This window comes from Pseudoalteromonas sp. P1-13-1a (assembly GCF_001401875.1).
In the GTDB taxonomy this organism is placed as follows: Bacteria; Pseudomonadota; Gammaproteobacteria; order Enterobacterales; family Alteromonadaceae; genus Pseudoalteromonas.
In genome coordinates this window covers 1-12,178 of sequence record NZ_LKDV01000028.1, presented here as the reverse complement: position 1 = coordinate 12,178, position 12,178 = coordinate 1, and the positions used below count along the sequence as shown (strand labels likewise).

Below are 12,178 nucleotides of genomic sequence, written 5' to 3'. Positions count from 1 at the left end.
TCATCTTTTCTTTTTTAGAGTCACTAAAATAACGCGGTTTACTAAATACCAAATACAGCCAATACCAATTGCAACTGTATAAGCGTACCACTCAAGGGTTTCTTTTGCGGGTTGTAAAAAGTACAAGCAAAAAAAGCCACCTAAAAATAGTATGAGTGCCAAGAAAGAATGGTTCATAAACATTTGCTGTTTTTTAATTCGCTGTTCGCGCTGAAGCTGTTGTACCTGCTCAGAGTTAAGTGCGCCAATGTTACTATTGCAATGTGGACATTGCTGATGTTTATCTGAAATTGATTTTGCACATTTGGGGCAATGAATAATCGCCATACTACTCTCCATACTACGCATAAAAAAAGCGCCTTGCGGCGCCTTTTATTGTACTTGTTTTATTGCTCGTTGTCTTTTTTGAATTTAACCCAGTAGTCATCTACGGATTGTTTCATTTCTTTACGCAATAACATAATGCCAAATAAGTTGGGCAAGGTCATAACGACAATTGCAACGGCAGCTAATTTCCACACTAAAGTAGTATCGGCAAACGACGCCCAAAAGAACGCCGCAACGTAAAATACGCGATACGGCATAACAGAGCGATTACCGAGTAAATAAATCATGGCACGGTCACCGTAGTACGACCATGCAATAGCTGTAGAAAACGCAAATAGCAATAAGCCTATCGATACTATGTATTGGCCACTATCGCCAAAGAAGCCACGTGTAAACGCTTTAGTAGTCAGCTCTGCTGAATGCACTAACGATTTACCAATTAAACTTATGCTGTCATCCGTTGGCATACCGTTTTTAACCTCAACAATACCTGTGTACTTATGTTTTTCGGTAAGGCCAAAACGGATGTCTTCACCAATTGAGCGAGAATGTAATACGGTAAAACCATTGCTTGTTGGCTCGCCATTAACCACATTAATATTGCCGTTAAATAGCTCTACCTTGCTCTCGTTACCATTTAGGTAATTGTATAGCTCTTGGCGCTGCGCTTCGTTAGTTTCTGAGTAGTCACCTTTAATGATGCTCATTGATGATCGTTCAAAATGCGTTTCGAATTTTTCGTTCCATACGCCAGACGATAAAATAACTAAGCCTGTTAATGTACAAATAATGATTGTATCGATAAACGGCTCTAAAATTGACACCATACCTTCAGACACTGGCTCATCTGCCTTTGCCGATGCGTGAGCAATGGGTGCTGAGCCTTGACCCGCCTCATTCGAGAACAAACCACGGTTAACACCTCTGTTAAATGCATACGCAAAAGATGCGCCTAAAAAGCCACCCGCTGCAGCAGAGCCTGTAAATGCATCAACAAATATTGAGGCAAACGAAGGTCCAATGTTTTCTACATTGTAAAAAATAACCCCTAACGCACCCACAATGTAAATAACAGCCATAATGGGCACTACACGTGATGTAATTGCAGCAATACGTTTAATACCGCCTAAAATAACCAACGCCAGTAAAATAGATAACACAGCACCGGTTGCCATAGGGGCAAAACCAAATGTGGCTTCCATACCCTGCGCAATATTATTAATTTGTGGCAAGCTGCCTGTACCAAATGAACTAATTACAGTAGCAACAGCAAATAAAATAGCTAGCCACTTCATGTTTAGGCGTTTATCCATGTAATACATGGGACCGCCCGCCATGGTGCCGTCTTGTGTTTTTTCGCGGTATTTATGTGAAAGCGTAACTTCTACAAATTTGGTGGTCATACCAAAAAAAGCTGTCATCCACATCCAAAATAATGCTGCAGGGCCACCAATAGAAATAGCCAATGCCACCCCACCAATGTTACCTGTACCTACGGTACCAGAGAGCGCAGTAGCAAGTGCTTGAAAATGGGTTGTATCACCCTCGGTGCCTTTTTTATCAAACTTACCAGTAACCACTTTACACGCATGTTTGAAATAACGAATTTGTGGGAACTTTAAATAAATAGTAAAAAATAGACCAACACCTAAAAGCACGTAGGGGAACCACACTGCGCCCCCTAACATGCCATCTAGGCTATCTAAAAGTTGTCCGAATGCATCCACGCTAAATACCTCTTATTATTTTATTTGAGACTGTTGATTGTTTATTACTTATTGAGAGTTACGTAATACGATAACTAAGCTATTGCACACTTTTATTATTTGTTAATTTTGTAATAAAAAAGGGCAACATTTAATGTTGCCCCTACCTTATACTAATTTATCTTAATTTATCAACGACATTTACGATAGCCGCTAAAGTATCTTGACCAAATTGATACGAGCGGCGGTCTGACCAGCCGTAATCAGGGTCTGGTAAGTCGTTATTATCTTTAAACGGCATTTCAATTGTGTAAGTAAGTGCTTTAAACTCTTCTGCTGTTGCAGATGAGCCAACTGTTAAATTAGCTTTGCCCGGCTCGTCTTTATCGTAACCGTGCTCATCTTGAAACTCTGGCGTTATAGTAAGCAATGCTGCTTTAAAACTATCTTCTAGGTCTTTTAAGCGGTCATCGTAGCTTGGAATACCTTCACTGCCTGCCACAAAGTTATAAGGGATTGCTTCGTCGCCGTGAATATCTAAATGCATGTCTAGGCCAGTTTCGCGCATTTTATTAAGCACTAAATACACTTCTGGGCTATTTTCCATGCTAGGCGTTTGCCATTCACGGTTTAAGTTAACGCCTTTTGCGTTAGTACGAAGGTGACCACGTACGCTGCCATCTGGGTTCATGTTTGGTACTACATAAAACACAGCCTTTGATAATAGTGCTGCGGCATGCGGGTCTTCGTCATCTAGCAATTTGTGTAATAACCCTTCTACAAACCACTCTGCCATTGTTTCGCCAGGGTGTTGGCGTGCTGTGATCCAGATTGTTTTTTTATCTTCGCTAGGCTGACCAATTTTAAGCACGCTCATATCACGGCCATCAAGTGTTTGGCCTAATGTTTGTAGTTGGCAAAGCTCTTCGCTTTGTGCCCACGCTAATAAATCTAAATGACGCTCGTAGCTGTAAGGCGCAAAGTAAGCAAAGTAAACACTGCCGCACTCAGGCTCTAGCTCAAACGTAAGTGTGCCATTTTCGTAATTTGAAGGCACACGGAACCAGGTTTGACGGTCGTACGAGGCAACCGCTTGGTAACCTTCCCAGCCATCGGGGTAGGCTGATTTATCTAAATTATTAATGTTTAACTTATGCAATTGATAAGGTGTTGTTTCTAGGCGAAAGTGAAACCATTGATAAAATTCAGACTGGTGATCATTGTTAATTTCTAATTGAATATTTAGCGGTTCGGTGGCTTCGATAACCTTTATGTTACCACTATCAAAATTGCTGCTGATTTTCATGAAAAAACCTTAAGGTAGAATAAGTTTATCTGCTTCACTTGCAGAACTGACACTATTTTATAAATAGTAAAATGCATAATTACGGGATAACCGCAGTACACATCTCAATAATTAAAGCCTACCACACAGGGTACACTTTAAAAATATTACGCGACTAAAAAAGCCAGCAAAAAAGCTGGCTTAGTATAATTGCGTTTATATTAGCGAGGTAAGCTTGGGAAAGCCACTTCTGCCATATCACGCATACAGCGTACTACTTGGCAGCTGTAACCAAATTCATTGTCGTACCATACGTATAAAACAACGCGGTTACCTTCAACAATGGTAGCTTGCGAATCAACCACACCCGCATAGCGGCTACCCACTAAATCGGTCGATACAATTTCAGTTGATGCGGTGTAGTCGATTTGGTCACGCAATTCTGAGTGCAATGCTGTTTCACGTAAAAACGCATTTAGCTCTTCTGTCGTTGTGCTGCTATCAAGGTTCAAGTTTAATATAGCTAGCGATACATTAGGAGTAGGCACACGAATCGCATTACCTGTTAGTTTACCTTCCAATTCTGGTAAGGCTTTAGATACTGCTTTAGCTGCACCTGTTTCGGTAATTACCATATTAAGCGCTGCGGCACGTCCACGGCGCTCTGCTTTGTGGTAGTTATCAATAAGGTTTTGATCGTTTGTGTAAGAGTGCACGGTTTCTACGTGGCCGTTATTAATACCAAACTTATCGTTCAATGCTTTTAGGGTTGGCGTAATCGCGTTGGTGGTACAGCTTGCTGCACATACAATTTTATCTTCAGGCTTAATGTCTTGGTTATTTACACCGTAAACAATATTTTTAATGTTGCCTTTAGCCGGTGCTGTTAATAATACTTTTGCAGCGCCTTTAGACTCTAAATGCTGACCAAGGCCCGCTTCGTCTTTCCAAATACCAGTATTATCTACAACAAGTGCATTTTCGATACCGTAAGCAGTGTAATCAACTTCGCTTGGCGAGTTAGCATAAATCACTTGGATGTAGCTACCATTGGCTTTAATTGCATTACGCTCTTTATCAATGGTAATTGAGCCATTAAATGGGCCATGAATTGAATCGCGACGTAATAAGCTTGCACGTTTTTCAAGGTCACCTTCTTTACCACCGCGCACTACAATTGCACGTAAACGTAAGTCGGCATAAGGGCCTGATTTTTCAATTAATAAGCGCGCTAGTAGACGCCCAATACGACCAAAACCGTAAAGCACTACATCACGCGGCTCTTTGGCTGGTGAGTCGGCTATCTCAGCTAATTCGTCTTTTACAAACTCATCAACTGTGCGGCCATTAGCAGCATCACTGTACAAATAGCTATAAGCCAGTTTACCAATATCAATACGTGCTGAATTTAACTCCATTTTGCTAATCGCTTCTAAAAACGGAAAGCTTTCGCGTAAACGTAATTTAGTGCCTTCAAATTGAGCTACAGTTTTATGTGATTTGATAATATCGATAGTACTGGCATTAACGAGAGGACGGCCATATACAGCGATTTCTATGCCACGGTTACGATAAAGCTTACCAATAATAGGTTGCATGCTTTCAGCGTAATCTTGACGTTCTTGCCAACTATTTGTGTATTCTAATTCGTGAGATGAGGTCATTTTATTTACCTAATTTAATCATTTTGAACGGATAGCCTATAAAAATGCATTCGATTTTGAGAGTAATGCACTTCAGGCAGGGCTATTCTAAGGTAATCTAAAGTTATTCTCTACTGTTAGCGCACAAATGATTGCGCTAGAATGGTAATGTATATATTCATTTGAGGTTAAGGAATGGTTTTAAGAGCAGGCGCAATACTCACATTGCTCGCGTTAACAGGATGCGAAGAACCACTGACTCTCGCTCAGGTATGTAAGGAAACACCTGGCTTTTGTAGTGATTTAAATAAAGATAGCCATTGTAAAAATGAGCGTTCTGAGGTTATTTTAAAACGCTATATTGAATATAAAAAACCCACAGATGAAAACAAATACCAATTACTAAAAGGGTTTGAATCGTATAATCAATGTATTACTTTAGCCGCAAAAATTGAGCATATTAAACTAAAGTCTAAAACGACGTCGCGCATAGAAGGCCAACTTACTAGCATTAAAGAAATGACCCGCCTTTATCAAGACACAAAAAACACAAACCACCCTGGTTTGCTTTACTATCATTGGTCGCGTAACAATGAGCAAAATGCACTAACACGTTTGCTTGCAATGGAAAATGACGAAAGCGTCACCAATAGCGCAGAGATGCAGTTTTATCTTGCCTCTTATTACATTAAATTTGATGATGAAAAAACGATTGATCTGCTCTACAAAACGCTTGAGCTAAATAAACAAGGTCAACAACCTAACCCTGAAGTGTATACCTCGTTAATTAGCTTGTTTTATAAGCATGATAAATATAAACACGCTTACATTTTTTCGAAAGTGGCGCAAAGCGCGGGTATAGAAAATATAGATTTATTACCAATAGAGCACCAACTAATGAGTGATGGTAAAAATTTAGATGCACTCGATACACTTGCCCAACAAACGTATGAGCAAATACAAAACGGTGAGTTTGTATCGCCTCGAGAATTTTAGGTAAGCAAAACCCTGGCATTAACCATGTTTTAAAAACATGAAACCCTAAGGTTTTAAATAAAAAAGGCAGCTTTCGCTGCCCTTTTTTATTTTGCTTTGCTTGTACCCACTTCTACACGGGTTTTAAGCTTTTGACCTGGTCTAAAGGTCACCACGCGGCGCGCCGAAATAGGGATGTCTTCTCCTGTTTTCGGGTTTCGGCCTGGTCTTTCTTTTTTATCACGAAGATCAAAGTTACCAAATCCAGAGAGCTTAACCTGCTCGCCTTTTTCAAGCGCTGAGCGGATTTCTTCAAAAAACGCTTCAACTAAATCTTTGGCATCTTTTTTATTGATCCCGAGCTTTTCAAATAGGTGTTCAGCTATGTCGGCTTTAGTAAGCGCCATATCTAGTCCCTCAACGATGCATTAAACTTTTCGGCCAATGTGGCCACCACGTTATCAACTACCAGATTGATATCTTTCTCTTCGAGTGTTCTATCAACCGCCTGCAGTGTTAGAGCAATCGCCAAACTCTTATAATTTGGCTCAATACCTTTGCCCTTATACACATCGAATAAGTTTAGGTCAACCAATTGATTTCCGCCAACTTTTTCTATTGTGCTTAAAATATCACCTGAATTAACGCTGTCAGCCACTAAAATCGCGATGTCGCGGCGATTTGAAGGGAATTTTGAAACCCCTACAGCTTGCGGTAAATTTCTTTTTTCTATTGCAGACATTTCTATTTCAAATACAAAAGTTGCGTTATTGATATCTAACGATTTTTGCACCTGAGGGTGAAGAGCACCAAAAAATCCTACCTTTTTACCTTCAACATATATAACCGCTGATTGGCCTGGGTGTAAACCGTCTGACTGCTCAGCTTTAATTTCAAAACGGCTTGTATCGTTGGTGATTGCTAATAAGGCTTCAACATCACCTTTTAAATCGTAAAAATCAACGTTGCGTTTTTGCTCAACCCAATGCTCACCATGAGCAAGGCCTGTTATCACACCGCCAATTACAGGTATTTGCTGTAGGCCATTTTCTGCACTGTCGTCGCTAATAAATTTAAGGCCATGCTCAAATAAACGAATACGTGGTTGTTGACGGTTTTGATTATACGCAACCGATGCTAAAAGGCCTGGCATTAAGCTTACACGCATAGCCGACATTTCAATTGAAATTGGGTGCGGCAATATAAGCGGTGCACTTTGCGGGTGTATAATAGCTTGTGCTTTAGGGTCTACAAAGCTGTACGTGATTGCTTCTTGGTAACCACGTGTCACTAACGTATTACGAAACTTACTTAGCGCAATGGTTGACTCATCATGAGTAGTCATTTTTAACTTTGCAGTTGGGGCAACATTTGGAATACTGTTGTAACCATAAACACGCGCAACTTCTTCAATTAAGTCTTCTTCAATAGATATATCAAAACGGTAACTTGGTATATCAGCACTCCAGCTATCGTTTTCAAACTTAACGTCTAATCCTAAACGAGTTAGAATATCAGTCACTTTTGCATCGTCAATATGATGACCAATTACACGGTCTAAACGTGCACGACGTAGACGTACTTCAGTCACTTTTGGTAGTTTATCAGCAGCCACAGCTTCTACAACCGGTCCTGCTTCACCGCCAACAATATCAAGTAATAAAGCGGTTGCGCGCTCCATTGCATCATGTTGAAGGGTAAAATCAACACCACGCTCATAGCGGTGTGATGCATCGGTATGTAAGCCATAACTACGGGCTTGGCCTGCAATTGCTACCGGATTAAAAAACGCGCTTTCTAATAAAATATCAGCGGTTTTTTCTGTTACACCTGATTGCTCACCACCAAAAACACCAGCAATCGCCAGCGCTTTATTATCATCAGCTATCACAAGTGTTGATTCATTCAGTTTTGCAGTATTGCCATCAAGTAATACGAGTTCCTCGTCTGCACGAGCATTACGTACTTTAATACCCCCTTCAATTGCATTTAAATCAAATGCATGCATTGGGTGACCAAGTTCTAGTAATACATAGTTAGTAACATCAACAACAGGGTCGATTGAGCGAATACCACTACGGCGTAGTTTTTCAACCATCCAAAGTGGTGTTTCTGCATCAAGGCTAACGCCTTTAATTACACGCCCTAAGTAACGCGGACACGCATCAGCATTAACAAGCTCAATAGATACTTTATCGTCAATAGTGCCGCTAACAGCTGGAATTTGTAACTCGTTTACATCAACACTGTTTAATACACCGACCTCGCGTGCAAGACCTTTTATACCTAAGCAATCACCACGGTTTGGCGTTAAGTCAACATCAATTATGTTGTCATCTAGGCCTAAGTATTCGCGCAAGTCTGTACCAATTGGCGCATCGCTTGGCAATTCCATAATGCCATCGCCTTCTTCGCTAATACCTAGCTCAACAAAAGCACACAACATGCCATGAGATGGCTGACCGCGTAATTTTGCTTTTTTAATTTTAAAGTCGCCCGGTAAAACAGCGCCCACTGTTGCAACTGCTACTTTAATGCCTTGGCGACAGTTTGGCGCACCACACACAATATCAAGTAGCTCATCGCCACCTACATTGATTTTAGTAACGCGAAGTTTATCTGCATCTGGGTGCTGTGCACACTCTACTACTTCACCAACGACTACGCCGTTAAAGTCCGCTGCGGCGCTCTCAACTGCGTCAACCTCAAGGCCAGCCATAGAAAGCTGTTCCGAAAGAGCTTGCGTATCAATAGCAGGGTTTACCCACTCTCTTAACCACTTTTCACTAAATTTCATTTTATATTTTCACTCTTAACGGAACTGGTTTAGGAATTTTAAGTCATTTTCAAAAAATGCACGTAAGTCATTTACGCCATAGCGCAGCATGGTCAAGCGCTCTACGCCCATACCAAAAGCAAAACCGGTGTATTTTTCTGGGTCAATACCCACTGACTTAAGTACATTAGGGTGAACCATGCCACAACCTAATACTTCAAGCCATTTACCGTCTTTACCCATAACATCTACTTCAGCTGAAGGCTCTGTAAATGGGAAGAATGAAGGACGGAAACGAATTTCCATGTCTTCTTCAAAAAAGTTACGCAAAAAGTCGTGTAAAATACCTTTAAGCTCTGTGAAGCTTACGTCGGTATCAACCATTAAACCTTCTACCTGATGAAACATTGGGGTATGCGTTTGGTCGTAATCGTTACGATATACTCGACCAGGCGAGATAATTCGCAGTGGTGGCTGCTCTGTTTCCATAGTACGGATTTGCACACCACTTGTCTGCGTTCGCAGCACTAATTTAGGGTTGAAATAAAAGGTATCGTGATCAGCACGTGCGGGGTGATGCTCAGGAATATTTAGCGCATCAAAGTTATGAAAATCGTCTTCTACTTCTGGGCCTGATTTAACAGCAAAACCTAGTTCACCAAAAAAGCTTTCTATACGCTCGATTGTGCGCGTTACTGGGTGTAATCCACCGGTTGGCATTACGCGCCCTGGTAAAGTTACATCAATTGTTTCAGCCGCTAGCTTTTCTTCAAGCGCTTTACTTGCTAAAAGCTCACGCTTTTCGTTAATTGCTTGTTGTACATCTTGCTTTGCTTGGTTAATTACTTGGCCTGCTTCTTTGCGTTCTTCAGGCGCAATTTTACCCAGTGTTTTAAGTAAGCTTGTGATTTCGCCTTTTTTACCAAGGTAATTAACCCTGATCTCTTCTAGTTGCGCGATTTCACTGGCACTGGCAACAGCCTCAAGTGCTTGCGCTAAAATATTTTCTAAGTTCATTCGATACCTGATCTTTCAAAGAAGGTGATTACAATTTTGTTGAGTAATGATAACTGAAAGCAGGGTCTAGATTCTAGACCTACTACAGCTTTAACGTTGATTTTATGAAGGGAATTGTTAATTTTCGTTGTGCGGCCATTGATGCGTGATCTAATTTGTCTAATACGTCTAATAAAGCACGCATATCGCGGCTCAAGCGCGTTAATAAAAAGCGCGCGCATTCATCGCTTAGTTCAAGCCCACGCATATGCGCACGCTTAACAAGTGCTTGTGCTTTATCATCGTCGCTCATTGAACGAATTTGAAAAGTGGTTCCCCACTTTAAGCGAGACTCTAAGTCAGGTAAGCTAATATTTAACATATCGGGTAGTAAATCAGCCGTTACTACCAACATTTTACCGGGCTCGTTAAAGCGATTAAAAAAGTTAAAAAGGGCTTTTTCCCACGCATCATTACCAGCAACTAAGTGCACATCATCAATACATAATACGTCCAGAGCTTCTAAACCGTCTAGTACCATAGGGCCAAAGTCGATAACTTCGCGCATAGATAAAAGCATGTTCGACCAACCACGCTCTTGGGCTTGAATGCAGGTTGCGTACAACAAGTGAGACTTACCAGAGTCACCCAACCCGCACAAATAGGTGTATTGAAATTTATTGGCAACCTTTGAAAAGCTCGCCTTGAGATGATTTACCTCTAATGAGTCTTCCCCACCAAAGTAAGAAGCAAATGTTTCATCGTCAGGCAGGGTGACCGGCAGCGCCATTTGCATTGGCTCAGCGCTTAGCATTACTCACCGACCCATTGATACTCAAGACTATTTTTATCTACAACGTGGTAAAATGCACGTGGGTCGACATAGTCTTTAAATGCACTATCAAGCCCAAGGCCTTTTTTAAGATCTGCCACACTGCCAGTATGGTTAAGCTTAAACTCAACAAACTCTGGGGTTTTACGCATAATCGTTGCTTGCGTTACGACGCTCAAATTTTGTAAACGGCGTTTTGCAAGTTCAATGTCGACAAAGCTCTGAGTGCCTTTTAAGGTGAGCGTAGCCGCAGCTTGTTCATAATATGCATTAGGGTCAATAGCGTATTCATTGGCTAAACCCAATGCTAAACTATCTATCATCTCGCCTACAATTTGTTGTTTATCACCCTCAAGTCGGTTTGAATCGAATAAGTCATCATTAGTGAAACGCCAGTCTAAAATCCAAGTTTCACTGTCAGGCTCTTGATACATTCTTGCCGTGATACTTCGCTCTGCACTATAACGTCGAGACGCCTCTTCAACAGGCCCTGAAAAGTTGCCCCACACCTCGGGGATCCCAACTAAACGTCTGTCTTGTAGATCCAATAGTGGTACTACCACGGGCAAACCACGCCGTCCAGCTTTGTCATATATAAGTTGCTCTAACTGAGGGTAACTTTCTTGCGTTACGAGCTCTCTACGCCAATTGTCTTCAATGCCTAACCAAATGGCAACCAGTGGTCGCTGAACACCCCAAAGAGGTAAATTTAATTCTTTAATTAGTTCATTAATTTTACGCGCTTCAAATTTAACGACTAAATTAAGTTGACCATTTGCTTTTTCATCATATTCAAATTTAAGCATGTAATTTGAAATATTTTTGGTACGCTGCTGAGCAAGCTTATTTTGATCAGCAGACTCATCACCGCTTACCTTTACTAAAACATTAAGTAATGCTTTACGGCTAGCGGCCAAACGCGTGTCTCGGCTTTTATCGTCTACTTTTAATATATCTTGATACAGATCAGTTACTTCAACTGCCGATACAGAGAAACAAAATATAAATGATATGGCACTAATTAATAATCTATACACTGGCTATTAGTTCTTGGTTTTAAACTATTTTGATCCTAAATCAAAGCCACTAACAAAGCAAAATTATATTTGTAATCTAGCTATGTTGAATAAATATTGTTTATCTTAAAGCTTAAATACAGAAACAAACTGCTACTTAGCTATATGTAAAATGGATAGTTATTGGTGAGGCGAATAAAGAACTAGTCGGGCTTTCTTGTATTTGAGCTTGGCGAGGTCGTAGTGCCTATAGCGGTATAAAGCCAAAGTGAATGGAAAGTCATCATTGTTAAATGCTTTTAATAGTCAAAACACTGTTCACAAAGAAGCGCTGCGCTTAGGAGACGCAACGCTTTAGAGAAGAAAGTGCTGGATATAACTTTTCTTCAGACGTAAAAAGCCCGACTATTACTAGTCGGCTTCCTTATCTTTGAGCCTGGCGATGTCGTAGTACCCACAGCGGTGGAGAGTCACATAGCAAAGTACTCTTAATGTTTTTTTAATGGGATTCACTGGGCACTGTGGTGGTCGTCGCGTTCTTTTACCCGTGGGTTTCGTGATACTCAACCCACGCTACAAAGTACAGGTTGACGCTGTGCAGCTGATAACTGACGGCTGATAG

10 protein-coding genes are annotated in these 12,178 nt (G+C 40.9%); 1 reads left to right on the top strand and 9 read right to left on the bottom strand.

Translation table 11 applies throughout. The features are described from left to right. The 4 genes from AN391_RS15465 to AN391_RS15450 form a co-directional block, all read right to left on the bottom strand. Nucleotides 1-327 (bottom strand): hypothetical protein, encoded by a 327-nt coding sequence (locus tag AN391_RS15465; protein ID WP_055016234.1) that lies wholly within the window; start codon nucleotides 325-327, stop codon nucleotides 1-3. A 59-nt stretch (nucleotides 328-386) separates the two neighbouring features. Then, on the bottom strand, nucleotides 387-2,054 hold the full coding sequence (locus AN391_RS15460) for a sodium:alanine symporter family protein (RefSeq protein WP_055016233.1): 1,668 nt from the start codon (nucleotides 2,052-2,054) through the stop codon (nucleotides 387-389). Between the two features lie 157 nt (nucleotides 2,055-2,211). After that, nucleotides 2,212-3,339, bottom strand: a complete 1,128-nt coding sequence (locus AN391_RS15455; RefSeq protein ID WP_055016232.1) for a M14-type cytosolic carboxypeptidase — start codon at nucleotides 3,337-3,339, stop codon at nucleotides 2,212-2,214. 200 nt (nucleotides 3,340-3,539) lie between these two features. After that, nucleotides 3,540-4,982, bottom strand: coding sequence for a glyceraldehyde-3-phosphate dehydrogenase (locus AN391_RS15450; protein ID WP_055016231.1), 1,443 nt, complete (start codon nucleotides 4,980-4,982; stop codon nucleotides 3,540-3,542). A gap of 174 nt (nucleotides 4,983-5,156) precedes the next feature. Between AN391_RS15450 and AN391_RS15445 the strand changes: the two genes are divergently transcribed. After that, complete coding sequence (locus AN391_RS15445) at nucleotides 5,157-5,957, top strand: DUF2989 domain-containing protein (RefSeq protein WP_055016230.1); 801 nt, start codon at nucleotides 5,157-5,159, stop codon at nucleotides 5,955-5,957. An 86-nt stretch (nucleotides 5,958-6,043) separates the two neighbouring features. On the opposite strand, the gene ihfA is transcribed toward AN391_RS15445, so the two are convergent. The 5 genes from ihfA to AN391_RS15420 all read right to left on the bottom strand — a co-directional run bounded on the left by ihfA (nucleotide 6,044) and on the right by AN391_RS15420 (nucleotide 11,577). Continuing rightward, complete coding sequence (ihfA, locus tag AN391_RS15440) at nucleotides 6,044-6,343, bottom strand: integration host factor subunit alpha (RefSeq protein ID WP_002960690.1); 300 nt, start codon at nucleotides 6,341-6,343, stop codon at nucleotides 6,044-6,046. 2 nt (nucleotides 6,344-6,345) lie between these two features. Beyond that, complete coding sequence (gene pheT, locus AN391_RS15435; RefSeq protein ID WP_055016229.1) at nucleotides 6,346-8,733, bottom strand: phenylalanine--tRNA ligase subunit beta; 2,388 nt, start codon at nucleotides 8,731-8,733, stop codon at nucleotides 6,346-6,348. A gap of 15 nt (nucleotides 8,734-8,748) precedes the next feature. Further along, the gene (gene pheS, locus AN391_RS15430) at nucleotides 8,749-9,729 is read right to left on the bottom strand and encodes a phenylalanine--tRNA ligase subunit alpha (protein WP_055016228.1); all 981 of its coding nucleotides are present in this window, start codon (nucleotides 9,727-9,729) and stop codon (nucleotides 8,749-8,751) included. An 82-nt stretch (nucleotides 9,730-9,811) separates the two neighbouring features. Further along, nucleotides 9,812-10,522, bottom strand: a complete 711-nt coding sequence (gene hda, locus AN391_RS15425) for a DnaA regulatory inactivator Hda (protein ID WP_171037686.1) — start codon at nucleotides 10,520-10,522, stop codon at nucleotides 9,812-9,814. Further along, entirely contained in the window at nucleotides 10,522-11,577 is a 1,056-nt protein-coding gene (locus tag AN391_RS15420; RefSeq protein WP_055016227.1) for a DUF2066 domain-containing protein, read from the bottom strand. The genes hda and AN391_RS15420 overlap by 1 nt, the downstream gene beginning before the upstream one ends. Between the last annotated feature and the right edge of the window lie 601 nt (nucleotides 11,578-12,178).

What these genes read in the sequence shown, in the direction of transcription:
- AN391_RS15465 (WP_055016234.1), bottom strand. Translation starts at nt 327, where the DNA reads ATGGCGATTATTCATTGCCCCAAATGTGCAAAATCAATTTCAGATAAA.
- AN391_RS15455 (WP_055016232.1), bottom strand. Translation starts at nt 3,339, where the DNA reads ATGAAAATCAGCAGCAATTTTGATAGTGGTAACATAAAGGTTATCGAA.
- AN391_RS15450 (WP_055016231.1), bottom strand. Translation starts at nt 4,982, where the DNA reads ATGACCTCATCTCACGAATTAGAATACACAAATAGTTGGCAAGAACGT.
- AN391_RS15445 (WP_055016230.1), top strand. Translation starts at nt 5,157, where the DNA reads ATGGTTTTAAGAGCAGGCGCAATACTCACATTGCTCGCGTTAACAGGA.
- ihfA (WP_002960690.1), bottom strand. Translation starts at nt 6,343, where the DNA reads ATGGCGCTTACTAAAGCCGACATAGCTGAACACCTATTTGAAAAGCTC.
- pheT (WP_055016229.1), bottom strand. Translation starts at nt 8,733, where the DNA reads ATGAAATTTAGTGAAAAGTGGTTAAGAGAGTGGGTAAACCCTGCTATT.
- pheS (WP_055016228.1), bottom strand. Translation starts at nt 9,729, where the DNA reads ATGAACTTAGAAAATATTTTAGCGCAAGCACTTGAGGCTGTTGCCAGT.
- hda (WP_171037686.1), bottom strand. Translation starts at nt 10,522, where the DNA reads ATGCTAAGCGCTGAGCCAATGCAAATGGCGCTGCCGGTCACCCTGCCT.